This window comes from Streptomyces djakartensis, assembly GCF_014651075.1.
GTDB lineage: Bacteria > Actinomycetota > Actinomycetes > Streptomycetales > Streptomycetaceae > Streptomyces > Streptomyces djakartensis.
Map to the genome: position 1 here is coordinate 186679 of NZ_BMWE01000005.1, position 22608 is coordinate 209286.

The window sequence follows — 22608 nt, forward strand, 5'->3', positions numbered from 1 at the left end:
GCGGGCGCACGCCGGGCAGTCAGGCGTGAGGAGGAGAACGCGCCGGTTCGGGAACCGCCCCGGCCGGCTGAGGAGGGGCCGGGCGCGGGTGACGTCGCTCAGTCCGCCGCGTACGTCGCCCGCAGTTCCACCTTGCGCACCTTGCCGGACACCGTCATGGGGAAGGAGTCGAGGATGCGCAGCCTGCTCGGGATCTTGTAGTGGGCCAGCTTGCCCTCGCAGAAGGACCGCAGTTCCTCCAGGGTGGGCGGGTCGGCGGGGTCGGCGGGGATGGCGCAGGCCAGGACCTCCTCGCCGTACTGATCGTGCGGGACGCCCACGACCTGGACATCCTGGATCTTGGGGTGGGCGTAGAGGAACTCCTCGATCTCACGGGGGTAGATGTTCTCGCCGCCCCGGATGATCATGTCCTTGATGCGGCCGACGATCTCGACGTAGCCGTCCTCGCGCATCACCGCGAGGTCACCGGTGTGCATCCAGCGGCCCGCGTCGACGGCCTCGGCGGTCTTCTCCGGCTCGTTCCAGTAGCCGAGCATCACGCTGTAGCCGCGGGTGCACAACTCGCCCGCCGAGCCCCGTGGCCGGGTGACGCCCGTAGCGGGGTCGACGACCTTGACCTCGATGTGCGGCAGGACCCGGCCGACTGTGCCGGTGCGGTGCTCCAGGTCGTCGTCGCGCCGGGTCTGGGTGGAGACGGGCGAGGTCTCCGTCATGCCGTAGCAGATCGACACCTCGGCCATGTGCATCTTGGTGACGACCCGTTTCATCACCTCCACCGGGCAGGGCGAGCCCGCCATGATGCCGGTGCGCAGGGAGGAGAGGTCGTAGGAGGCGAAACCGGGAAGGCCGAGCTCCGCGATGAACATGGTGGGGACGCCGTAGAGGGAGGTGCAGCGCTCCTGCTGGACCGCCTCCAGCGTGGCCTTCGGGTCGAAGGACGGGGCCGGGATCACCACGCAGGCGCCGTGGGACGTGGCGGCCAGATTGCCCATGACCATGCCGAAGCAGTGGTAGAAGGGCACGGGGACGCACACCCGGTCCTGCTCGCTGTAGGCGATCATCTCGCCCACGAAGTAGCCGTTGTTGAGGATGTTGTGGTGGGAGAGGGTGGCTCCCTTGGGAAAGCCCGTCGTGCCCGACGTGTACTGGATGTTGATCGGGTCGTCGCAGGACAGGCCGTCCTCCAGCGTGGCGCCGGGAGCCGCCCTCTGGAGCATCGCCTCCCAGCTGGGGTCGCCGAAGTACACGACCTCGCGCAACCCACCGCACCTGGGCCGCACTCGTTCCACCATCGCCCGGTAGTCGCTCGTCTTGTGGCTGAGGGAGGCGAACAGCAGGGAGACGCCGGACTGGTTGAGGACGTACTCGACCTCGTGGGTGCGGTAGGCCGGGTTGATGTTGACCATGATCGCGCCGATGCGGGCCGTGGCGTACTGGACCAGCACCCACTCGGGACAGTTGACCGCCCAGATGCCCACCCGGTCGCCCTTGGTGATCCCGGAGGCGAGCAGGGCGGACGCCAGTTCGTCGACGGCCGCGCCGAACCGGCGGTACGTCCAGCGACGTCCGGACGGCACGTCGACCAGCGCCTCGCGGTCCGGCCAGGTGGCCACCGTACGGTCCAGGTTCGCCCCGATGGTCTCGCCGAGCAGGGCCGTCTGGCTGGTGCCGTGGCTGTAGGAGTTCACCGGAAGTCCTCCTCGCGGTACTCGGCGTCCGACCCGGCCGCCGTGGCCTCGCGCAGCTCGATGCGGCGGATCTTGCCGGAGACGGTCTTGGGCAGGGTGCCGAACTCCAGGCGCCGGATGCGCTTGTAGGGGGCCAGGACCTCACGGGAGTGCTCGAACAGCACCTTCGCGGTGTCCGGGCCCGGGGCCCAGCCTTCCGCCAGGACGACGTAGGCCTTGGGGACCGCGAGGCGCAGTTCGTCCGGCGCGGGCACGACGGCCGCCTCGGCCACCGCCTCGTGCTCCAGCAGCGCGCTCTCCAGCTCGAAGGGCGAGATCTTGTAGTCCGAGGCCTTGAAGACGTCGTCGCTTCGGCCGATGTACGTCAGATAGCCGTCTTCGTCTCTGGAGGCGACGTCTCCCGTCCGGTAGTAGCCCCCGGCCATCGCCTCCGCCGTGCGGTCCGCGTCGCCGTGGTAGCCGGTCATCAGGCCGACGGGGCGGGCCGACAGGTCGAGCGCGATCTCTCCCTCGGCCGCGCCCGGCGCGCCCGAGACGGGGTCAAGCAGCTCCACGCGGTAGCCGGGGCTGGGCCGGCCCATCGAGCCGGTCTTGAGCGGCTGGCCGGGGCTGTTGGCGACCTGCACGGCCGTCTCGGTCTGGCCGAAGCCGTCCCGGACGGTGATGCCCCAGGCCCGGCGGACCTGCTCGATGACCTCCGGGTTGAGCGGCTCGCCGGCGGCGACGACCTCGCGCGGCGGGGTGCGCAGCTGGGTCAGATCGGCCTGGATGAGCATGCGCCAGACGGTGGGCGGGGCGCAGAAGGTGGTGACACCCGCGCGGTCCATCTCGGCCATCAGACGGGCGGCGTCGAAGCGCGTGTAGTTGTAAATAAAAACGGTCGCCTCGGCGTTCCAGGGGGCGAAGAGGTTGGACCAGGCGTGCTTGGCCCAGCCCGGTGAGGAGATGTTCAGGTGCACGTCACCCGGTTTCAGGCCGATCCAGTACATGGTCGCCAGATGCCCGACGGGGTACGACGTGTGGGTGTGCTCGACGAGTTTGGGCCGGGCGGTGGTGCCCGAGGTGAAGTACAGCATCAGCGGGTCGTCGGCGCGGGTGGGGCCGTCGGGGGTGAAGCCGGCCGGGGCGCCTTGGGCGTCCTCCAGCGGCAGCCAGCCGTCCGTGGCGGCGCCCGTCGCGATGCGCGTGTAGTCGCCGGGCACCTCGGCGAACTTGCCGGTGTCCTCCGCGCGCACGATGACGTGCCGGACGCGCCCGCGGTCGACTCGGTCGCGCAGGTCGGCGGGTCCGAGCAGCGGGGTGGCCGGGATGACCACGGCGCGCAGTTTCATCGCCGCGAGCGCGGTGATCCACAGTTCGGCCTGGTTGCCCAGCATGACGAGGATCCGGTCCTCGGCGCGCACGCCCCGGGCGCGCAGCCAGTTCGCGCACTGCGACGACCGTACGGACATCTCGCCGAAGGACAGCCGTGTCTCGCGGCCGTCCTCCTCGACGATGTGCAGCGCGGTGCGGGTGTTGCCGTCCGCGATCTCGTCGAACCAGTCGAGCGCCCAGTTGAAGTACTCGGGGCGGGGCCAGCGGAAGCCCTCGCAGGCCGTCGCGTAGTCCTCGCGGTGTTCCAGCAGGAAGTCCCGCGCGTCGCGGAACAGCTCCGTCGCCGATGTCATCTGTCCTCCTGGGTGCCGGACCATTGCCGGGCGGCTCTCAGCCATCGTGTAATCCGTGACGCAGGTCTCACTACCCCCGTACGGGGGTGGGCCCGCACAGCGGCCGCAGCGAAGGGGCGAACAGGTGACAGCGGAGGCGTCCGACGCCGTCGACATACGGAACGCGCTGCTGCGCCTGCGCCGCACCACCGGCCTTCCGGTCGCCTTCGGCGGTCTCGTGGAGGCCGGGCAGCAGATGCGCATCAGCGAACTCACCGGCACGGCGACGCACGCGTTGCGGTCGCTCGTGGTGACGTCCGGGAACGGTCTGGGCGGGAAGACCGTGGCGCTCGCCCGGCCGTGCGTGGTGACGGACTACTCGGCGTCGCGGCGGATCAGTCACGAGTACGACGCCCCGGGCGCCGTGGAGGGGCTGCGCTCGGTGCTCGCCGTGCCGGTGGTGGTGCGGCACCGGGTGCGCGGAGTGCTGTACGGGGCGCGGCGCGCGGCCGGGCCGCTGGGCGGGCGCACCCTGGACGCAGCCGTGGAGGCGGCCCGGGACGTGGAGCGGGCCCTGGTGGTGCGGGACGAGGCCCTTACGCTCGCCGCCGAGGCCGGGGCGGCGGGTGGGGGCCGGGAGCAGGTGCGGGAGGCGCACGCGGCCCTGCGGGCGCTGGCGGCGAGGATCGCGGACGCGCGGTTGCGCGCCGAGTTGCTCGACGTGTGTGCGTTGCTGACCGCGGGGGGCCAGCCGCCGTCCCGGGTCCGGCCGGCGCCGCGCGAGGTGGACGTGCTGACCTGGGTCGCCACCGGGGCGACGAACGCGGTCGTGGCGGAGCGGCTGGGCGTGACCCCGGAGACCGTCAAGGGGTATCTGCGGTCGGCCATGCGGAAGCTGGGTGCCCGGACCCGTGGTGAGGCTGTGGTCGCCGCGCGCCGGGCGGGATGGTTGCCGTAGGTTTGGGGTGGTTTCCATGACGTCCGCGCGTTCCCCGTGCCGAGGGGTCCCCGGCCGGGCGCCGCCGTCGTGTTCCGCCGCATTCGGGAGGGCGGTGGAATTCGTCTGCCGACGCCGGTTGTTATTTCCCTCACCACGCCGTCCCTCCGAAATTCAAAGCGCTGATGCCTAATATTGGCCAGGACACGACACAGGGAGGGGATTCCGTGACCGTGCGACGGGACTTCCAGGAGCCTCCCAGGAGCCGCCCTGACCTGGTCATCGGCCGGGACGACGCGTTCACGTCGGCGCGTGAGCAGCTCGGCCGGGGCGGCAGTGTGCTGCTCCACGGTCCGGCCGGAATTGGTAAGTCGACCGTCCTGCGGGCGCTGGCCGCGGAATACAGCGGTGGCACCCGGACCGTGTTGCGCTGCTCCGCCACCGAGTCCGAATCCCACCTGCCCTTCCTGGCGCTGGCCGACCTGTTCGGCCTGGTACTGGACGAGATCTCCGGCCGGCTGCCCGCGGCCCAGCACACCGCGCTGGAGTCGGCGCTCACCGGCCGCGGCGAGTCCACCCTCCAGCGGGACGGGCTCGCGTTGCGTCTGGCGGTGCTGTCGGCGCTGCGGGCGCTGGCCGCCAAGGGCCCGGTGCTCGTCGTCGCCGACGACCTCCAGTGGCTGGACGCGGCCAGTGCCGAGCTGCTCGGCTTCGCCGCCCGCCGGCTGGGCGACACACCCGTGCAGATGCTGTGCGCGGTGCGGACCGAAGGCGAGGAGTACGACCGCCATCTACGCGCGTCCCCGCCCGACACGGTCGCCGTCCGGCTGGGCCCGCTGTCCCGTGCGCAGGTCTCGGCACTGCTCGACCACCGCGGCTACACGGCGCTGTCCCGCTCCACGGTCCGCGACATCCACCGCACCAGCGGCGGCAACCCGCTCTTCGCCCTGGAGCTGGGCCGCGCCCTGGCCGAGAGCCCGGCCCGGCCCCGGCCCGGCGAGCCGCTGCCCGTGCCCACCTCGCTGCGGGCCCTGGTGCTGAGCCGGCTGGAGATGCTGTCGGACGAGGCGCGCCGCACCCTCCTCGTGGCCAGCGCCGGCGCCCGTCCCACGCTGGCGCTGCTGCACGCGGCCGGCCGGGAGCACGCCGAGGCCGAGACGGCCCAGGCGGCGGCGCTCGGGCTGCTCGCGACCGAGGCGGAGGGCCCGGCCGTGCGGTTCGCGCATCCGCTGATCTCGGCCGCGCTGTACGCGGAGGCCCCGGCGCGGGAGCGGCGGGCCGTGCACGCCGCGCTGTCCACGGCCGCCTCCGACCCGATCGAGCGGGCCCGGCACCTGGCTCTGGCGACGACCGGCACCGACCCGGAGGTGGCGGCCCGGCTCGCCGAGGCCGGTGCGCTGGCCCGGGACCGCGGGGCACCGTCCGTGGCCGCCTCGCTCGGGCTGCTCGCGGCCCGGCACACCCCTGCGGACAGTACGCCCGGCCCGGACGAGCGCCGTCTGCAGGCCGCCGAGGACGCGATCACCGCGGGCGAGGCCGATCTCGCCCGGGACATCGCCCGCGACGTACTGAAGCGTGCCACCGTGCCCGCGGAGCGCGTACGCGCCTGGATGGTGGTCATCGAGGCCGCCGGGCAGGCGCTGGGCGACGTCGACGCCCTGTTCCCGCAGGTGCTGGCCGACGCGGGGGACGACCCCGGGCTGCTCGCCCTGGTCCACTACCAGCTGGCCTGGCGGGGACTGGTCGTCGAGGGCGACTTCGCCGAGGCCCGGCAGGAGGCCGCGCACGCGGCGGAGCTGGCCGCCCGGGGCGGGGACCGCCGCACCGAGCTGATGGCGCTGTCCTTCCAGGCCTCCACCGAGACCCTGATGGGCCATCCGGACGCCCCCGCCACCGTCAAACGGGCGCTGAAGGAACCCCAGGACCCGTATGTGGCCTGCCACCACAACGGTGCCGGCTCGGCCCGGTTCCGCTGGCTCATCATGAGCGACCAGCTGCCCGAGGCGCGGACCACCATCACCGCGCTGCTCCGCGAGGTGCGCAGGCGCGGCATGGTGGAGAGCGAGGTGCACTTCCTGCGCTTCCTCGCCGAGACGGAACTGCGCAGCGGGCACTGCGGCCGGGCCCTGGACCTGGCCCGTGAGAGTCTGCGGCTGGCCCGGGACTCGGGGATCGGGGAGGGCGCCTCGGCGATGCTCACCTCCCTCGCGGAGGCCTCGGCCGGGGATGTCGACCGGGCGCTGGCCCTCGCCCGTGAGGCGGCCGACCACGCCGAGGTCGACGGCGACCAGATGTACCTGTCCCGGGCGCTGGCGGCCCTGGGCTACGCCCAGCTGGTGGCCGGGGACCCGACGGGCACGGTCCGTTCGCTGCGCCGGGTGCGGGAGCTCGAGCACGGCCTCGGCATCAACGACCCGGCGCGCGGCCGCTGGCACGGCGACCTCGCCGAGGCCCTGGTCCGGGTCGGTGAGCCGGACGAAGCCCAGGACGTGATCGACACGGCGCGGGTGCACGCGCTGCGGCTGGGCCGGCAGAGCGTGCTGGCCGTGCTGGACCGGGCCGAGGCGCTGGTGCGGGCGGCACGCGGTGAACACGACGCCGCCCTGGTCCGGCTGACGTCCGTGCAGGACCGGCTCGGCAGGCTCGGCTACGGCCTGGAGGAGGCCCGCGCGGCCTTCGCGCTGGCCCGCCTGCGCGGCCGGACCGCCGCCTTCCCCCGCACCGGCGGGACTCCGCTGCCGGGCCCGGCGTCCTACGACGAGGCCGCCCGGCTGTTCCGGCGCTGCCGGGCACTGCCCTGGCTGCGGCAGGTCGACGCGGCCGCCGCGGCCGGTCCCACGGCGGTGGAGTCGGCTTCCGTGGCGCCGCCGGTCGCGCTGGACGCGCTGGAGGGCCTCGCCTCGATGGAGCGTCAGGTCGCCTCACTGGTGATGGAGGGCGCGACCAACCGGGAGATCGCGGCCCGCCTGTTCATCAGCGTGAAGACCGTCGAGGCGACCCTCACCCGGGTCTACCGGAAGCTGGGGATCCGCTCGCGGGTGGACATCGTGCGGCTGGCGGCGGGCCGCCGAACGAGCTGACCGGCCTGGGTTCCCGGAACCCGACCGAGGGTTTTCCCTGACCCAACTCCCTTAGGGAGTTCCCCTCTTGGGGCCCTTCCGTGCCGGGCTCTAGCTTTGTCGCGTGCCGCTCGCCGGGCACACGGAGATCCGGTCAACGGCGTCAGGGTCCCCGTGCACCACCCACCCGCGCGACCCCCCACCGGCAACTCCCCGAGGAGACCCATGTCCGGGCTCGACCGTGCCAAGAAGGCCGCCGCCGTCGCCGCGGCGACCGCTGCCGCCGCCGCGACCGCGCTGCTGACCGCTCCCGCCGCCGTCGCCGCGCCCCAGCCGATCGTCGGCGGCACCACGACCACGACGACCGCGTACCCGTTCGTCATGCAGATCACGGACGCCTCGCAGAAGCAGTTCTGCGGCGGCACGCTGGTCTCGCCCACCAAGGTCGTCACCGCCGCCCACTGCATGGTCGGCGAGACCACCGGCAGTGTGCGCGTGGTCGGTGGCCGCACCTACCTCAACGGCACCAACGGCACGGTCGGCCGCGTCAGCAGGATCTGGATCCACCCCGGCTACACCGGCACCACCAAGGGCGACGACGTGGCGGTGCTGACCCTGTCGACGTCGATGCCGTACACCCCGGCGAAGTACGTCTCCTCCTCCCAGACCTCGGTGTACGCGGCCGGCACCACCGCCCGCATCCTCGGCTGGGGCACCACCTCCTCGGGCGGCAGCTCCTCCAACCAGCTGCGCACCGCGACCGTACCGACCGTGTCCGACGCCGGCTGCGCGAGCTCCTACGGCTCCGACTTCGTGCAGAGCGACATGGTGTGCGCCGGGAAGACCTCCGGCGGCGTGGACACCTGCCAGGGCGACAGCGGCGGTCCCCTGCTCATCGGGGGCGTCCTGGCAGGCATCACCTCCTGGGGCGAAGGCTGCGCCCAGGCCGGTTACCCGGGTGTCTACACCCGGCTGACCACCTTCTCCGACCTGGTCACGACACAGGTCAACTCCTGACCGTCACCAGTTCCTGAGCACCCCTCAGGTGAAAGACCAGGGGGCGTTGCGGGCCTCCACGAGCGGCCCGCAACGCCCCCTCTCCATGTCGCGAGGCGCGTCAGGTCCGTACGACGCCGAACCGGATGTCGTACGCCGAGCCCGGGTGCATGACGTGCAGCATCCGCTCCCCCTCGGCGGTGACCTCGTCCCGCTGCGCGCGGGTGAGACGGCCGAAGGGCTCGATCACGAGCGCGTCCTCCTCCAGCCGCCACAGCCCCGCGAGGAAGCCGTCGACGAGGAGCGTGCGGTGGGCCATGTTGCCCTTCCACGAGCGGCCCCGGTACTCGGGCGGGACGACGCGGCCGCGCTCGGCGTGCGAGAGCAGCAGGTTGTCGAACTCGGGCAGGAAACGCGGCGGTGCCGGGGTGTCCGGGTCGGGGCGGGGGGCGTCGGGGAGGTCGAAGAGTTCGACGCCGCTGTCGTCCCGGAAGGTCATGAGCCGTGGGCGGAGGCGTTCGAAGGCGTCGCGCAGCCGGGTCAGGCCGGCCCAGGCCTGCATGTCCTTCACCGAGGCCGGACCGAAGGCGGCGAGGTAGCGCAGGACGACCGCGTCGGGCGCGGGCGCCGGTTGCGCGGGCCGGCCAAGCCAGTGCTCGGCGGTGGTGAGACGGACCTGTCCGCTGCGCCCCCACAGCCCGCGGGGCGTCACCTGCACGAGCGGGAGGCGGCAGCGGGCGGCGACGGCCAGGGCCTGGGGATCGGCGTCGGGCCACTCCCGGAGCAGGGCCTCGCGGAGCTGCGTCATGGTGCGGGGCTCGGTCTCGACGAGGTCGCGGGCGAGCGCGGCGAGCCGTTCCAGGTCCACCCCGGCGAGTCCCTTGCGGAAGGTGACGAGCTCCCGGTCGCGGGCGGGCTGCACCAGCGGCCGCAGGGTGAGGCAGTCGTCCGCGGTGTGGGTGTGGATGGTGGAGCGCATCGTGACGATCCGTACGGCCTCGCGGCCGGCCATCAGCCGGGACAGCTCCTCGGGGGCGAACCCGTCGAGGCGGGCGGCGAGCGCGTAGTACGGCGGCTTGACGTTCTGCGCCTGGAGACCCACCAGATGCTCGACGGCCGCTGCGGCGGAGAGCCGGGCCGGGCGCAGGAGCAACTGCCGGTCGAGGGTGGCGCGGTTGAGGGCACGGGTGCCGAGCCGAGGCTCCGTGCCGGTGACGCTCCGCTTGGTGTTCGTCATGTGAGGCACGGTAGCCGGGCTTGCGGACAGGTTCTGGCCGCGACTGCGGCGGCGCTCTCCGCCCGCCCCCGTTCATGGGTGCGCGGCGGGAGGCTCTCGGCGCGGGTGCGGCCGCAGCGGCATCAGGAGCCGCTGGGTTCCGGCTCCTGGAAGGTGATCGCCCCGGAGGGGCAGACGCCGACGGCCGTCTGTGCGGCCGCGCGATGGGCGGCGGGCGGATCGGCGCGCAGCAGGAGGACGCGGCCGTCGTCGGGGTCCTGGTCGAAGACCTCGGGGGCGGTCAGGGCGCACATCCCGGCGCCGATGCAGCGTTCACGGTCGGCACGCAGGGGTGTCGTCCTCATGACTCCCCCTTGTCCCAGGTGACCGGGAGGCTCTTGACGCCGTAGATGTCCGCGGTCTCCGGGCGCAGGCGGACCTCTTCCGCCGGTACGGCCAGGCGCAGCGTGGGGAACCGGTCGACCAGGGCGCGGAACGCGACCCGCATCTCGACGCGGGCCAGCTGCTGCCCCAGGCACTGGTGGATGCCGTGGCTGAAGGCCAGGTGCCCGCCCGCGTCCTGCCGCCGCAGGTCGAGCACGTCGGGGTCGGCGAAGCGTTCGGGGTCGCGGTTGGCGGTGTGGTACGACAGGACGACCGTCGTGCCGGCCTCGATGGTCCGGCCGCCCAGTTCGACGTCCTCCAGCGCCGTCCTCATGAACGTCTTGGCGACGCTCAGATACCGCAGCAGTTCCTCCACGGCCCCGTCGGTGAGCGCGGGGTCGGCGCGCAGCGCGGCCATTTGCTCCGGGTTCCGCAGGAGCGCGAAGGTGCCGAGTGACAGCATGTTCGCCGTGGTGTCGAATCCTGCGGCCAGCAGGATCAGGCTGATCCCCTTCAGCTCCTCGTCGGTCAGGTCGGTGCCGGTGAGTTCGCTGAGCACGTCGTCGGTGGGGTTCGCCCGCTTGGCGGCCACCAGCTCGGCGAGGTACTCCTGCGTCGCGGTGTAGGCGGCCATGAGCTCCTCCTCGCTCGTCTCCCCTCCCATGAACGTGTCGATCTGCTCCTGGAAGGAGCCCCGGTCCTCGTACGGCACGCCCAGCAGCTCGCAGATGACGATGGTGGGGATCGGCTTGGCGAAAGCGGTCACCAGGTCTGCCGGCGGCCCTGTCTGCTCCATGGCGTCCAGGCACTCGGCGGTGATCTGCTCGATGCGCTCGGCGAGCAGGCGCATCCGCCGCACCGTGAACCTGCCCGCCAGCGGCTTGCGGTAGCGGCGGTGCTGCGGGTCGTCCATGAGGAGGAACTCACCCGGCGGCGCCGGCGGGAGCTCGAAGTCGACCACGTTCATGAGTTCTCTGCGCGAGCTGAACCGCGGGTCGGCCAGGACCGAGCGGACCAGGTCGTATCCGGTGATCAGCCAGCCCGGTCTGCCGCCCGGGTGGGTGTAGCGGCTGATGGGTCCGTGCCGGCGGGCGTCGAGCAGCTCGGCCGGGGGGTCGAAGGGGCGGTCTGCCGGACGCGCTGCCGGTAACGCGGTGACGGTGTGGAGGGACTCATTCATGGCCATTCCTCATCTCGCGACATGGCGTGCTGCTTCACGCAGGAAGAAAGCTACGTTGCGTTCATATCTTCGTCAATGCAGATTAAGGCGTATTAGCAGGTCACAGACCCAAAATTGATGCAATGAAGCTGAAGTGAACGCAACACTGCATTGCAATGAGCGAGAACGTAAGGCAACGCCCGGCCCGTCGCCATGGGCAACGACCCGGTGACGGCGGGCGATTGACGCCCGGCACCGGCATGGGCGACGATCCCGGCCGGACGGGGCGCTCGGGTGACGCCGCCCGCTTGACCTCGCTCCAATAGGGCGTGACCAGCCCTGATTCAAGGGGGCGCGGTGGAGATCAGGGCCACAGCGCCCGGGAGGGAAAGGTCACAGCCTCGCCCACTGCTGCTCCTTCGAGTCGATGACCTAGCATCCGAGCATGACGGTCCTGCCTGACGACGGGCTTGAGCTGGCCGGCGAGTTCCCTGATGTGCCCCACGAGCAGTGGCAGCGCCTGGTGGCGGGCGTGCTGCGCAAGTCGGGCAAGGACGTGGAGGGCGCCGAGGCCGAGGAAGCCCTGTCCACCGCGCTCGAGGACGGGCTGCGCACCCGGCCTCTGTACACCGCCCGCGACGCCGCGCCCGAGCCGGGTCTGCCCGGGTTCGCGCCCTTTGTGCGCGGCGGCCGCCCCGAGGGGAACACGCTCGGCGGCTGGGACGTACGGCAGCGGCACACGGTGGCCGACCCCGGCGCGGTGCTCGCGGACCTGGAGAACGGCGCGGCCTCGCTGTGGCTGGGCGTCGGTGGCTCCGGCATCCCCGTGCCGGAGCTCGGCCGGGTTCTCGACGGTGTCTATCTCGACCTCGCGCCCGTCGTCCTCGACGCCGGGGCCGACACAGAGCCCGCCGCGCGGGAGTTGCTGCGGCTGTACGAGGAGCGTGGTGTCGCCCGGGACGCGGCGCGGGGCAATCTGGGCGCCGATCCGCTGGGCCTGGAGGCCCGAAGCGGCCAGCGGGGCGAGTTCGCTCCGGCGGCGGAGCTCGCTCGGTTGTGCGCCGGGCAGTACCCGGGGCTGCGGGCGCTGACCGTGGACGCGCTGCCGTACCACGAGGCCGGTGGCTCCGCCGCCCAGGAGCTGGGCTGCTCGCTGGCCACGGCGGTGGCGTATCTGCGGGAGCTGGCCGGAGCGGGGCTGAGCATCGAACAGGCCTGTTCGCAGCTGGAGTTCCGGTACGCGGCGACGGCCGACCAGTTCCTGACGATCGCCAAGCTGCGGGCCGCGCGCCGGCTGTGGGCGCGCGTGGCCGAGGCGTGCGGGGCACCGCGCGCCGGGGCGCAGCTCCAGCACGTCGTGACCTCGCCGGTGATGATGACGCGTCGCGACCCGTGGGTGAACATGCTGCGCGCGACGATCGCCACGCTGGCCGCCGGGGCGGGCGGGGCCGACGCGGTCACCGTGCTGCCCTTCGACCACGCGCTCGGCCTGCCGGACGCGTTCGCGCGGCGGATCGCCCGCAACACCTCCACCATCCTCATCGAGGAGTCGCACCTGGCCCGGGTGATCGACCCGGCGGGCGGCTCCTGGTACGTGGAGCGGCTGACCGACGAACTCGCCCACGCCGGCTGGCAGTTCTTCCAGCGGATCGAGCGGCTCGGCGGCCAGGCGGCGGCCCTGCGTTCGGGAGACCTCGCGCAGGACCTGGCCGGCACCTGGCAGGCCCGCAGCGCGAAGCTGGCCAAGCGGCGCGAACCCGTCACCGGAGTCAGCGAGTTCCCGTACCTCGCGGAGAAACCGGTCGTCCGGGACAGCGCGCCGGAGCCGCCGTCCGGCGGGCTGCCGCGGGTGCGTCGCGACGAGGCGTTCGAGGCGCTGCGCGCCCGCTCCGACGCCCACCTGGCCGCGACCGGCTCCCGGCCGCGGATCTTCCTCGCCGCGCTCGGCCCGGCCGCCGCCCACACCGCACGCCTCACCTTCGCCTCCAACCTCTTCCAGGCGGGCGGCGTCGAGCCCGTCACGGAGGGCACCTTCGAGGAGAGCGGCGCCACCGAGGCCTGCCTGTGCTCCAGCGACGCCCTGTACGAGGAGCGGGCGGAGGCGGTGACCGCACAGCTGAAGGCCGCCGGTGCCGCGCATGTGTTCCTCGCCGGGCGGCCCGGGAACCACCCCGGTGTCGACTCATACGTCTTCGCGGGCTGCGACGCCGTCGCCGTGCTGTCCGCCACCCTCGACCGCATGGGAGTGTCCTGATGGGAATCCCCGACTTCACCGGGATCGAGCTGGGGACCCCGGCGGCCGACGGCGGCCCGGACGAGTGGCGTACGGCGGTCAAGAACGCCTCCGGCGGCGACGACCTGCTGTGGGAGACCCCGGAGGGCATCACGGTCAAGCCGCTGTACACCGGCCGTGACCTGGAGGGCCTGGACTTCCTGGACACGTACCCGGGCGCGGCGCCCTATCTGCGCGGCCCGTACCCGACCATGTACGTCAACCAGCCGTGGACCATCCGCCAGTACGCCGGTTTCTCCACGGCCGAGGAGTCGAACGCCTTCTACCGGCGCAACCTCGCGGCCGGGCAGAAGGGCCTGTCGGTCGCCTTCGACCTGCCCACCCACCGGGGTTACGACAGCGACCACCCGCGGGTGACCGGCGACGTCGGCATGGCGGGCGTGGCCATCGACTCGATCTACGACATGCGCCAGCTGTTCGACGGGATCCCCCTCGACAGGATGACCGTGTCGATGACGATGAACGGCGCCGTGCTGCCGGTGCTGGCGCTGTACATCGTGGCGGCGGAGGAGCAGGGCGTACCGCCCGAGAAGCTGGCCGGGACCATCCAGAACGACATCCTCAAGGAGTTCATGGTCCGCAACACCTACATCTATCCGCCGAAGCCGTCGATGCGGATCATCTCCGACATCTTCGCCTACACCTCGCAGCGGATGCCGCGCTACAACTCCATCTCCATCTCCGGCTACCACATCCAGGAGGCGGGTGCGACGGCCGACCTGGAGCTGGCGTACACCCTCGCGGACGGTGTCGAGTACATCCGCGCGGGGCGTGAGGCCGGACTGGACGTGGACGCGTTCGCGCCGCGGCTGTCGTTCTTCTGGGCGATCGGCATGAACTTCTTCATGGAGGTCGCCAAGCTGCGGGCGGCGCGCCTGCTGTGGGCGAAGCTGGTGCGGCAGTTCTTCCCGAAGAACGCCAAGTCGTTGTCGCTGCGCACCCATTCGCAGACCTCGGGGTGGTCGCTGACCGCGCAGGACGTCTTCAACAACGTGACGCGCACCTGCGTCGAGGCCATGGCGGCGACGCAGGGCCACACGCAGTCGCTGCACACCAACGCCCTCGACGAGGCGCTGGCGCTGCCCACCGACTTCTCGGCCCGCATCGCCCGCAACACGCAGCTGCTGCTCCAGCAGGAGTCCGGCACGACCCGGGTGATCGACCCGTGGGGCGGCAGCGCGTACGTCGAGAGGCTGACGTACGACCTGGCCCGGCGGGCCTGGCAGCACATCCAGGAGGTCGAGCAGGCGGGCGGCATGGCCAAGGCCATCGACGCGGGCATCCCCAAGCTGCGCATCGAGGAGGCCGCGGCCCGCACCCAGGCCCGGATCGACTCCGGTCGCCAGCCGGTGATCGGCGTCAACAAGTACCGGGTGGACAGCGACGAGCAGATCGAGGTCCTGAAGGTCGACAACTCCTCCGTGCGGGCTCAGCAGATCGAGAAGCTGCGGCGGCTGCGGGCGGAGCGGGACGAGCGGGCCTGCCAGGACGCGCTGGACGCGCTGACCCGGGCCGCCGGCGGCGACGGCAACCTGCTGGAGCTGGCGGTGAACGCGGCCCGTGCCAAGGCGACCGTCGGGGAGATCTCCGACGCCCTGGAGAAGGTGTACGGCCGGCACGCGAGCCAGATCCGTACGATTTCCGGCGTGTACCGCAACGAAGCAGGGGAGTCCCCGTCCGTGGACCGCACCCGAGCGCTGGTCTCCGACTTCGAGGAGGCCGAGGGCCGCCGCCCGCGCATCCTGGTCGCCAAGATGGGCCAGGACGGCCACGACCGCGGCCAGAAGGTGATCGCCACCGCCTTCGCCGACCTCGGCTTCGACGTGGACGTCGGCCCGCTGTTCCAGACCCCCGCGGAGGTGGCCCGGCAGGCCGTCGAGGCGGACGTGCACATCGTCGGGGTGTCGTCGCTGGCGGCCGGCCACCTCACCCTCGTGCCGGCGCTGCGGGAACAGCTCGCCGAGGAGGGGCGCGAGGACATCATGATCGTGGTGGGCGGGGTGATCCCGCCGCAGGACGTGCCGACGCTGCTCAAGATGGGCGCGGCCGCGGTCTTCCCGCCCGGGACGGTGATCCCGGACGCGGCCCACGACCTGGTGAAGCGACTGTCGGACGGCCTCGGGCACGACCTGTGATCGACGTCGACGCGTATGTGAAGGGCGTACTCGACGGGAAGCGGGCGATCGTCGCCCGCGCCATCACGCTCGTCGAGTCCACCCGCCCCCAGCACCGGGAGCTGGCGCAGCGGTTGCTGACCGAGCTGCTGCCGCACAGCGGGCGGGCGCGGCGGATCGGCGTCAGCGGAGTGCCGGGCGTGGGCAAGTCGACGTTCATCGACGCGTTCGGCTCGATGCTGACGGGGCTCGGGCACCGGGTGGCCGTGCTGGCCGTCGACCCGTCCTCCAGCCGTACCGGCGGTTCCATCCTGGGCGACAAGACCCGTATGGAACGGCTGGCCGTCGACCCGGCGGCCTTCGTCCGCCCCTCCCCCACGGCCGGAACGCTGGGCGGGGTGGCCAAGGCGACACGCGAGTCGATCGTGGTGATGGAGGCGGCCGGCTACGACGTGATCCTGGTGGAGACGGTGGGTGTCGGCCAGTCCGAGACCGCGGTCGCGAACATGGTCGACTCCTTCCTGCTGCTCACCCTCGCCCGTACCGGCGACCAGCTGCAGGGCATCAAGAAGGGCGTCCTGGAACTGGCGGACGTGATCGCCGTCAACAAGGCGGACGGTCCGCACGAGCGCGACGCCCGGGCCGCCGCGCGTGAACTGGCGGGCGCGCTGCGGCTGATGCACGGCAAGGACGCGGTCTGGACGCCGCCCGTGCTCAGCTGCAGCGCCCGCGAGTCGAGCGGCCTGGACACCGTGTGGGAGCGCCTCGAACAGCACCGCACACTGCTGGACTCGACCGGCCGGCTCACCGCCAAGCGCCGCGACCAGCAGGTCGACTGGACCTGGACCATGGTCCGCGAGGAACTCCTCGGCCGCCTGCACGCCGATCCGGCGGTACGGGCGCTCGCGCCTGAGCTGGAACAGCGGGTCAGAGAAGGCGAGTTGACTCCGACACTGGCCGCCGAGCGGATCCTCGGGGCTCTCGGGGGTCCCGGGCCGGACGGTTCCTGAGCACGGCGCTGTTCACCGGACCCGGTGGATTCACGCGCAGCGACTTGCATGATTATGCGTGTCGATACATACTCTTCCTATGTCCAAGGTCCTCACCTCCCTGCCGGCCGGCGAGCGCGTCGGCATCGCCTTCTCGGGCGGTCTCGACACGTCCGTCGCGGTCGCGTGGATGCGCGACAAGGGCGCCGTCCCGTGCACCTACACCGCCGACATCGGCCAGTACGACGAGCCCGACATCGCCTCGGTGCCCGGCCGTGCGAAGACCTACGGCGCCGAGATCGCGCGTCTGGTCGACTGCCGCGCGGCCCTGGTCGAGGAGGGCCTGGCCGCGCTGACCTGCGGCGCGTTCCACATCCGCTCGGGCGGACGGGCGTACTTCAACACCACGCCGCTCGGCCGGGCCGTCACGGGCACGCTGCTGGTCCGGGCGATGCTCGAGGACGACGTCCAGATCTGGGGCGACGGCTCGACCTTCAAGGGCAACGACATCGAGCGGTTCTACCGCTACGGCCTGCTCGCCAACCCGCACCTCAGGATCTACAAGCCCTGGCTGGACGCGGCGTTCGTCACCGAGCTCGGCGGCCGCAAGGAGATGTCCGAGTGGCTGCTCGCGCACGGGCTGCCCTACCGCGACAGCACGGAGAAGGCGTACTCCACCGACGCCAACATCTGGGGCGCCACGCACGAGGCGAAGACGCTGGAGCACCTGGACACCGGCATCGAGACCGTCGAGCCGATCATGGGCGTGCGGTTCTGGGACCCCGAGGTCGAGATCGCCACCGAGGACGTGACGATCGGCTTCGAACAGGGCCGCCCGGTGTCGATCAACGGCAAGGAGTTCCCGTCCGCCGTCGACCTGGTCATGGAGGCCAACGCCATCGGCGGGCGGCACGGCCTGGGCATGTCGGACCAGATCGAGAACCGGATCATCGAGGCCAAGAGCCGCGGCATCTACGAGGCCCCGGGCATGGCCCTGCTGCACGCCGCGTACGAGCGGCTGGTCAACGCGATCCACAACGAGGACACCCTCGCCCAGTACCACACCGAGGGCCGTCGCCTCGGGCGGCTGATGTACGAGGGCCGCTGGCTGGACCCGCAGGCGCTGATGATCCGCGAGTCGCTGCAGCGCTGGGTCGGCGCCGCCGTCACCGGAGAGGTGACCCTGCGCCTGCGGCGCGGTGAGGACTACTCGATCCTCGACACCACGGGCCCGGCGTTCAGCTACCACCCGGACAAGCTGTCCATGGAGCGCACCGAGGACTCCGCGTTCGGCCCGGTGGACCGGATCGGACAGCTCACCATGCGCAACCTCGACATCGCCGACTCCCGCGCCAAGCTGGAGCAGTACGCCGGCATCGGCCTGATCGGCACCGGCAGCCCCACCATCGGCGCCTCCCAGGCCGCCGCGACCGGGCTGATCGGCACCATGCCGGAGCTGCCGCAGGGCGGCGCCGAGGTCATCGCCTCCCGCGGTGAGGTCTCGGAGGAGGACGCGTGGCTGGACCGCGCGGCGATGGAGTCCGGCACGGACTGACCGGTGGCCGTGCCTCGCGAAGGGCACAGCACGGCGAAGGCCGGCTCGGCAGTGCCGAGCCGGCCTTTCAGCTTTCCTGGGGTTCAGCGCGAGCTGCCGGCCATCTCCCGGACCGGTGCGTCGAGGCTGTCCAGAGCGCGCAGGATGTCCTCGACGCGCTGCTTGGCGTCGCCGAAGAGCATCTGGCTGTTCTCCCGGAAGAACAGCGGATTCTGCACACCCGCGTACCCGGCGGCCATGGACCGCTTGAAGACGACCACGTCGGCCGCCTCCCACACGTGCAGCACGGGCATACCGGCGATGGGGCTGGCCGGGTTCTCCGTGGCGGCCGGGTTGACGGTGTCGTTGGCGCCGATGACGAGCACGACCGAGGTGGCGGCGAAGTCGTCGTTGATCTCGTCCATTTCGAGGACGATGTCGTACGGCACGTTGGCCTCGGCGAGCAGCACGTTCATGTGCCCGGGCAGCCGGCCGGCGACCGGGTGGATGCCGAAGCGCACCTCGACGCCCCGCTCGCGCAGCTTGCGCGCCAGTTCGGCGACCGGGTACTGGGCCTGCGCGACCGCCATGCCGTAGCCCGGCGTGATGATCACCGAGGAGGCGTCGCGGAGGAGCTCGGCGGTCTCCTCGGCGCTGATCTCCCGGTGCTCGCCCTGCTCGCCCTCGTCGGCCGCCGCGGCCGGGGTGCCGAATCCGCCGGCGATCACCGAGATGAAGGAGCGGTTCATCGCCTTGCACATGATGTACGACAGGTAGGCACCGGAGGAGCCGACGAGCGCGCCCGTGACGATGAGCAGGTTGTTGGAGAGCAGGAAGCCCGAGGCCGCCGCCGCCCAGCCGGAGTAGCTGTTGAGCATGGAGACCACCACCGGCATGTCACCGCCGCCGATGGAGGCCACCAGGTGCGCGCCCAGGGCGAGCGCGATCACGGTGACGGCGATGAGCAGCCCCATGTTCGGGCGGGCCACGAAGGCGACGGTGAGCCCGGCGAAGGCGACCAGGGCGCCGATGTTGAGGACGTGCTTGCCGGGCAGCGTGAGCGGGCGGGAGGCGATGCGCGCCGAGAGCTTCAGGTAGGCGATGACGGACCCCGTGAAGGTGACGGCGCCGATGAACACCCCGATGAACACCTCGGCGTGGTGGATGCCCAGCAGCGACCCGCTGAGCTCGGCGTCGACGTCGAGGTAGCCGTTCCAGCCGACGAACGTCGCCGCCAGACCGACCAGGCTGTGCATGATGGCGATCAGCTCCGGCATGCCGGTCATCTCGACGACCCGGGCCCGCCACAGTCCGATGCCCGCGCCGACGGCCGTCGCGACGACGATCAGCACGAGACCGGTGGCGGTGATGCTCTTCGACGCGAGCCCGATGGTGGCGGCCAGGGCGATGACCATGCCCGCGATGCCCCAGACGACTCCCGATCGGGAGGTCCGGTGCTGCGAGAGCCCGGCGAGGCTGAGGATGAACAGCAGCGCCGCGACGACGTAGGCGGCCTGTGTGGCCGTGACTGTGCTCATCCTGATCAGCCCTTCGAGAACATGCCGAGCATGCGGCGGGTGACGGCGAATCCGCCGAAGACGTTGATGCTCGCCAGCAGGATCGCGGCGAACGACAGCACGGTGACGGCGGTGTTCCCGTGCCCGATCTGCAGCAGCGCGCCGACCACGACGATGCCGGAGATGGCGTTGGTGACCGACATCAGCGGCGTGTGCAGCGCGTGGTGCACGTTGCCGATGACGTAGAACCCGATGACGATCGCCAGGACGAAGACCGTGAAGTGGCCGATCAGTTCGCTCGGTGAGAAGGCGGTCACCAGGAACAGCGCGAGCGCTCCGGCGCCGACGAGCGCGTACGAGGACCACGCGGGCCGTGCGGGCTTGGCCGGCGCCTCGGAGGCGGGCGCGGCCGCGGGTTCCGGGGCTCCGCCGGGGGCGGGCGCGGCGGACACCTGGACCGGGGGCGGGGGCCAGGTCTTCTCCCCGTCACGGACCACGGTCATCGACCGCTGCACCACGTCGTCGAAGTCGAGGACGAGCCGGCCGTCCTTGCCCGGGGTGAGCAGCTTCATCAGGTTGACGAGGTTGGTGCCGTACAGCTGCGAGGCCTGGGCGGGGAGCCGGCCGGGCAGGTCGGTGTAGCCGATGATCGTCACGTCGTTGTCGGTGACGACCGCCTTGCCGGCGACCGTGCCCTCGACGTTGCCGCCCTGGGCGGCGGCCATGTCGACGATCACGCTGCCGGGCTTCATGCGCGCGACGTCCTCGGCGGTGATCAGGCGCGGCGCGGGCCGGCCGGGGATCAGCGCGGTGGTGATGATGATGTCGACGTCGGCGGCCTGCTCGGCGTACAGCTGCGCGGCCAGCCGGTTGTAGTCGTCCGAGGTGGCCTTGGCGTATCCGTCGCTGCTCACCTCCTGCTCGGCGGTCACCGTCAGGAACTCCCCGCCCAGCGAGCGCACCTGCTCGGCGACCTCGGGCCGGGGGTCGGTGGCGCGGACCACGGCGCCGAGGCTGCGGGCGGCGCCGATGGCCGCGAGCCCGGCGACACCGGCACCGGCCACCAGAACCTTGGCGGGCGGTACCTTGCCGGCGGCGGTCACCTGCCCGGTGAAGAAGCGGCCGAAGGCGTGCGCGGCCTCGACCACGGCCCGGTAACCGGCGATGTTCGCCATCGAGCTGAGCACGTCCAGGGACTGGGCGCGCGAGATGCGCGGGACGGCGTCCATGGCGAGCACGGTGATCGGCCGCCGGGCCAGTTCGTCGACCAGCTCCGGGTTGAGCGCGGGGCTGATGAGCGCGACCAGCGTCGCTCCGTCCCGCAGCCGTCCGATCTCCTCGGTCGAGGGGCCGTTGACCTTCAGAACGACATCGGCGGCCCACGGGTCGCCGAGTCGGGCGCCCGCCTCCTGGTAGGCCGCGTCGGAGAAGCGGGACGAGGCTCCCGCCCCCGGTTCGACCACCACGTCGTATCCGAGCGCGACGAGTCTCCCCACGGTGGCCGGCGTGGCCGCCACCCTGGTCTCGCCCGCAGTGGACTCGGCCGGTACGCCGATCCGCTGGGGTTCAGGTTCCGCTGGGACCATCGTGTGCCTCTCTCCTCGTCTCTCGCTCGCCGGCTGCCGTCGTCGAGTGCCCGTCCATCCTTCGGTGCCCGAATCTTGCACTGTCGATACGGGATCCGCGGGCGGTCGTCTTCACACGGATGGAGAGTCCTGCCTCACACGAACGGGGGGTTGCCGAGTGAACCTACTGCCGAGTATGGCGGTGGCTTCCCGGCCCGTGGCGTGATGGGGTTTCTGAGGTTTGGGCTGGGGCAGCCGGCCCGGATCGACACCGCCGGCACCCTCGCGGCCTGGCTCGAGGACCTGGGCTGAAGCGAGGCACGGGTGGTGCGGCGGCGGTTCGACGCCGCGCTGTCGCCGGACTCGGTCTGGGGCCGGCCACCGGCACCGCGCACGCGGTGGACGACCTCGACGTGCGCGTCCCGACCGGCAGGGCCCGCTTGTCGGGCCGACGGCTCGGTGCGGGCGCCGCCGCAGCAAACGCCCTTATTGTTCTGATTGTTCTCCCGGTGGGCGGGCACTCAGGGCATGTGCACTCACAAGACGGCATGCGCCCGCGCAGGGTCCTGCTGGCCGGGTGGTTCAGCTTCCGGGACGGGGAGGCGACCGCCGGGGACGTGCTGGCCCTGCGCCGGGTCGAGGACGTACTGCTCGGCACGGGCATCCCCTACGACGTCGCCTGGAGTCCCGGTTTCCGCCCGGAGGCCCTGCATCTGGACCGGCTCTGGCCCGAGGACTACTCCCACCTGGTGTTCGTGTGCGGCCCGCTGCACGGGCCGCAGATCGAGGAGCTGCACCGGCGGTTCGCGCACTGTGTCCGGATCGCAGTCGGCACCTCGGTGATCGACCCCGGCAGCGCGGCCGTGACGGGCTTCCACCGGGTGCTGCCGCGGGACGCGCCGGACACCGAGCCGGTGGAGGACCTGGCGGCCCGCGCCCCGGATGTGCCGGCCCGGCCGGTCGTCGGGGTGATCCTCACACACGGACAGCACGAGTACGGGCAGCAGCGCCGGCACGGGCAGGTCGCCGAGGAGGTGACGCGCTGGCTGGCCGGGAAGGACTGCGGACGGCTGGAGCTGGAGACGCGGCTCGACACCCACGACTGGCATCTGAGCGCCACGCCCGCGCAGCTCCAGTCCGTGCTGGCCCGGTTGGACCTGGTCGTCACCGACCGGCTGCACGGACTGGTCATAGCGCTGCGGGTCGGCACGCCCGTGCTGGCCGTGGACCCGGTCACGGGCGGCGCGAAGGTCACCGCGCAGGCCCGCGCCTGCGGCTGGCCTGCGCTGGTACCCGCGGAACGCCTGGACGTGCGGCAGTTGGACCGCTGGTGGGACTGGTGCCTGACCGGCGGACGGGTGACCGCCCGGCAGATCCGCGACGGGTTCCGCGAGGGCACCGTGCCGGACAGCGCGGACCGGCTGGTCGAGGCCCTGGCACGCCCGGTGCCCGGTTAGCCCCCCCGCCGGACACCGGACACTCGGGCCCGGGGCCGGCGCGGGCGTTCCGGC

At 72.1% G+C, this 22608-nt stretch carries 15 protein-coding genes; 8 read left to right on the forward strand and 7 right to left on the reverse strand.

Annotated elements, in window-relative coordinates; translation table 11 throughout:
* Positions 1 to 98: 98 nt before the first annotated feature.
* Together IE212_RS10700 and IE212_RS10705 are read right to left on the reverse strand one after the other, a co-directional pair.
* Positions 99 to 1688 carry an AMP-binding protein gene (locus tag IE212_RS10700; RefSeq protein ID WP_190197513.1) on the reverse strand — a complete coding sequence of 530 codons (1590 nt, stop codon included), beginning with the start codon at positions 1686 to 1688 and terminating at the stop codon, positions 99 to 101.
* A complete protein-coding gene (locus IE212_RS10705) occupies positions 1685 to 3355 on the reverse strand; it encodes an AMP-binding protein (protein ID WP_190197514.1) in 1671 nt (556 codons plus the stop codon). The genes IE212_RS10700 and IE212_RS10705 overlap by 4 nt, the downstream gene beginning before the upstream one ends.
* Positions 3356 to 3479: 124 nt before the next feature.
* Here IE212_RS10705 and IE212_RS10710 point away from each other — a divergent pair, with 124 nt between their 5' ends.
* The 3 genes from IE212_RS10710 (at position 3480) to IE212_RS10720 (ending at position 8347) form a co-directional block, all read left to right on the forward strand.
* Positions 3480 to 4292 (forward strand): helix-turn-helix transcriptional regulator, encoded by an 813-nt coding sequence (locus IE212_RS10710; protein ID WP_190197515.1) that lies wholly within the window; start codon positions 3480 to 3482, stop codon positions 4290 to 4292.
* 206 nt (positions 4293 to 4498) lie between these two features.
* Positions 4499 to 7351 carry a helix-turn-helix transcriptional regulator gene (locus IE212_RS10715; RefSeq protein ID WP_190197516.1) on the forward strand — a complete coding sequence of 951 codons (2853 nt, stop codon included), beginning with the start codon at positions 4499 to 4501 and terminating at the stop codon, positions 7349 to 7351.
* 204 nt (positions 7352 to 7555) lie between these two features.
* A complete protein-coding gene (locus IE212_RS10720; RefSeq protein ID WP_190197517.1) occupies positions 7556 to 8347 on the forward strand; it encodes a S1 family peptidase in 792 nt (263 codons plus the stop codon).
* A gap of 100 nt (positions 8348 to 8447) precedes the next feature.
* Here IE212_RS10720 and IE212_RS10725 read toward each other — a convergent pair whose 3' ends face one another.
* The 3 genes from IE212_RS10725 to IE212_RS10735 form a co-directional block, all read right to left on the reverse strand.
* Positions 8448 to 9563 carry a winged helix DNA-binding domain-containing protein gene (locus IE212_RS10725; protein ID WP_190197518.1) on the reverse strand — a complete coding sequence of 372 codons (1116 nt, stop codon included), beginning with the start codon at positions 9561 to 9563 and terminating at the stop codon, positions 8448 to 8450.
* A 122-nt stretch (positions 9564 to 9685) separates the two neighbouring features.
* Positions 9686 to 9907: a ferredoxin gene (locus tag IE212_RS10730; RefSeq protein WP_190197519.1), complete on the reverse strand. Its 222-nt coding sequence runs from the start codon at positions 9905 to 9907 to the stop codon at positions 9686 to 9688.
* Positions 9904 to 11106: a cytochrome P450 gene (locus tag IE212_RS10735; protein ID WP_190197520.1), complete on the reverse strand. Its 1203-nt coding sequence runs from the start codon at positions 11104 to 11106 to the stop codon at positions 9904 to 9906. The genes IE212_RS10730 and IE212_RS10735 overlap by 4 nt, the downstream gene beginning before the upstream one ends.
* A 424-nt stretch (positions 11107 to 11530) precedes the next feature.
* Between IE212_RS10735 and IE212_RS10740 the strand changes: the two genes are divergently transcribed.
* From IE212_RS10740 to argG, 4 genes are all read left to right on the forward strand, one after another.
* Positions 11531 to 13339: a methylmalonyl-CoA mutase family protein gene (locus IE212_RS10740; protein WP_190197521.1), complete on the forward strand. Its 1809-nt coding sequence runs from the start codon at positions 11531 to 11533 to the stop codon at positions 13337 to 13339.
* Positions 13339 to 15513 (forward strand): methylmalonyl-CoA mutase, encoded by a 2175-nt coding sequence (scpA, locus tag IE212_RS10745; protein WP_190197522.1) that lies wholly within the window; start codon positions 13339 to 13341, stop codon positions 15511 to 15513. Before IE212_RS10740 ends, scpA begins: the two co-directional genes overlap by 1 nt.
* Positions 15510 to 16502 (forward strand): methylmalonyl Co-A mutase-associated GTPase MeaB, encoded by a 993-nt coding sequence (gene meaB, locus IE212_RS10750; RefSeq protein ID WP_190197523.1) that lies wholly within the window; start codon positions 15510 to 15512, stop codon positions 16500 to 16502. Before scpA ends, meaB begins: the two co-directional genes overlap by 4 nt.
* A gap of 79 nt (positions 16503 to 16581) precedes the next feature.
* Positions 16582 to 18036, forward strand: coding sequence for an argininosuccinate synthase (gene argG / locus IE212_RS10755; RefSeq protein WP_190197524.1), 1455 nt, complete (start codon positions 16582 to 16584; stop codon positions 18034 to 18036).
* 83 nt (positions 18037 to 18119) lie between these two features.
* Here argG and pntB read toward each other — a convergent pair whose 3' ends face one another.
* Together pntB and IE212_RS10765 are read right to left on the reverse strand one after the other, a co-directional pair.
* A complete protein-coding gene (gene pntB, locus IE212_RS10760; protein ID WP_190197525.1) occupies positions 18120 to 19553 on the reverse strand; it encodes a Re/Si-specific NAD(P)(+) transhydrogenase subunit beta in 1434 nt (477 codons plus the stop codon).
* Positions 19554 to 19558: 5 nt separating this feature from the next.
* Positions 19559 to 21118 carry a Re/Si-specific NAD(P)(+) transhydrogenase subunit alpha gene (locus IE212_RS10765; RefSeq protein WP_190197526.1) on the reverse strand — a complete coding sequence of 520 codons (1560 nt, stop codon included), beginning with the start codon at positions 21116 to 21118 and terminating at the stop codon, positions 19559 to 19561.
* 527 nt (positions 21119 to 21645) lie between these two features.
* Between IE212_RS10765 and IE212_RS10770 the strand changes: the two genes are divergently transcribed.
* Positions 21646 to 22554 carry a polysaccharide pyruvyl transferase family protein gene (locus IE212_RS10770; RefSeq protein ID WP_190197527.1) on the forward strand — a complete coding sequence of 303 codons (909 nt, stop codon included), beginning with the start codon at positions 21646 to 21648 and terminating at the stop codon, positions 22552 to 22554.
* The last annotated feature ends 54 nt before the right edge of the window (positions 22555 to 22608 follow it).

Coding starts and splice junctions, on each gene's coding strand:
- IE212_RS10705 (WP_190197514.1), bottom strand. CDS start 3,355: ATGACATCGGCGACGGAGCTGTTCCGCGACGCGCGGGACTTCCTGCTG.
- IE212_RS10720 (WP_190197517.1), top strand. CDS start 7,556: ATGTCCGGGCTCGACCGTGCCAAGAAGGCCGCCGCCGTCGCCGCGGCG.
- IE212_RS10725 (WP_190197518.1), bottom strand. CDS start 9,563: ATGACGAACACCAAGCGGAGCGTCACCGGCACGGAGCCTCGGCTCGGC.
- IE212_RS10730 (WP_190197519.1), bottom strand. CDS start 9,907: ATGAGGACGACACCCCTGCGTGCCGACCGTGAACGCTGCATCGGCGCC.
- IE212_RS10735 (WP_190197520.1), bottom strand. CDS start 11,106: ATGAATGAGTCCCTCCACACCGTCACCGCGTTACCGGCAGCGCGTCCG.
- IE212_RS10740 (WP_190197521.1), top strand. CDS start 11,531: ATGACGGTCCTGCCTGACGACGGGCTTGAGCTGGCCGGCGAGTTCCCT.
- scpA (WP_190197522.1), top strand. CDS start 13,339: ATGGGAATCCCCGACTTCACCGGGATCGAGCTGGGGACCCCGGCGGCC.
- argG (WP_190197524.1), top strand. CDS start 16,582: ATGTCCAAGGTCCTCACCTCCCTGCCGGCCGGCGAGCGCGTCGGCATC.
- pntB (WP_190197525.1), bottom strand. CDS start 19,553: ATGAGCACAGTCACGGCCACACAGGCCGCCTACGTCGTCGCGGCGCTG.
- IE212_RS10765 (WP_190197526.1), bottom strand. CDS start 21,118: ATGGTCCCAGCGGAACCTGAACCCCAGCGGATCGGCGTACCGGCCGAG.
- IE212_RS10770 (WP_190197527.1), top strand. CDS start 21,646: ATGCGCCCGCGCAGGGTCCTGCTGGCCGGGTGGTTCAGCTTCCGGGAC.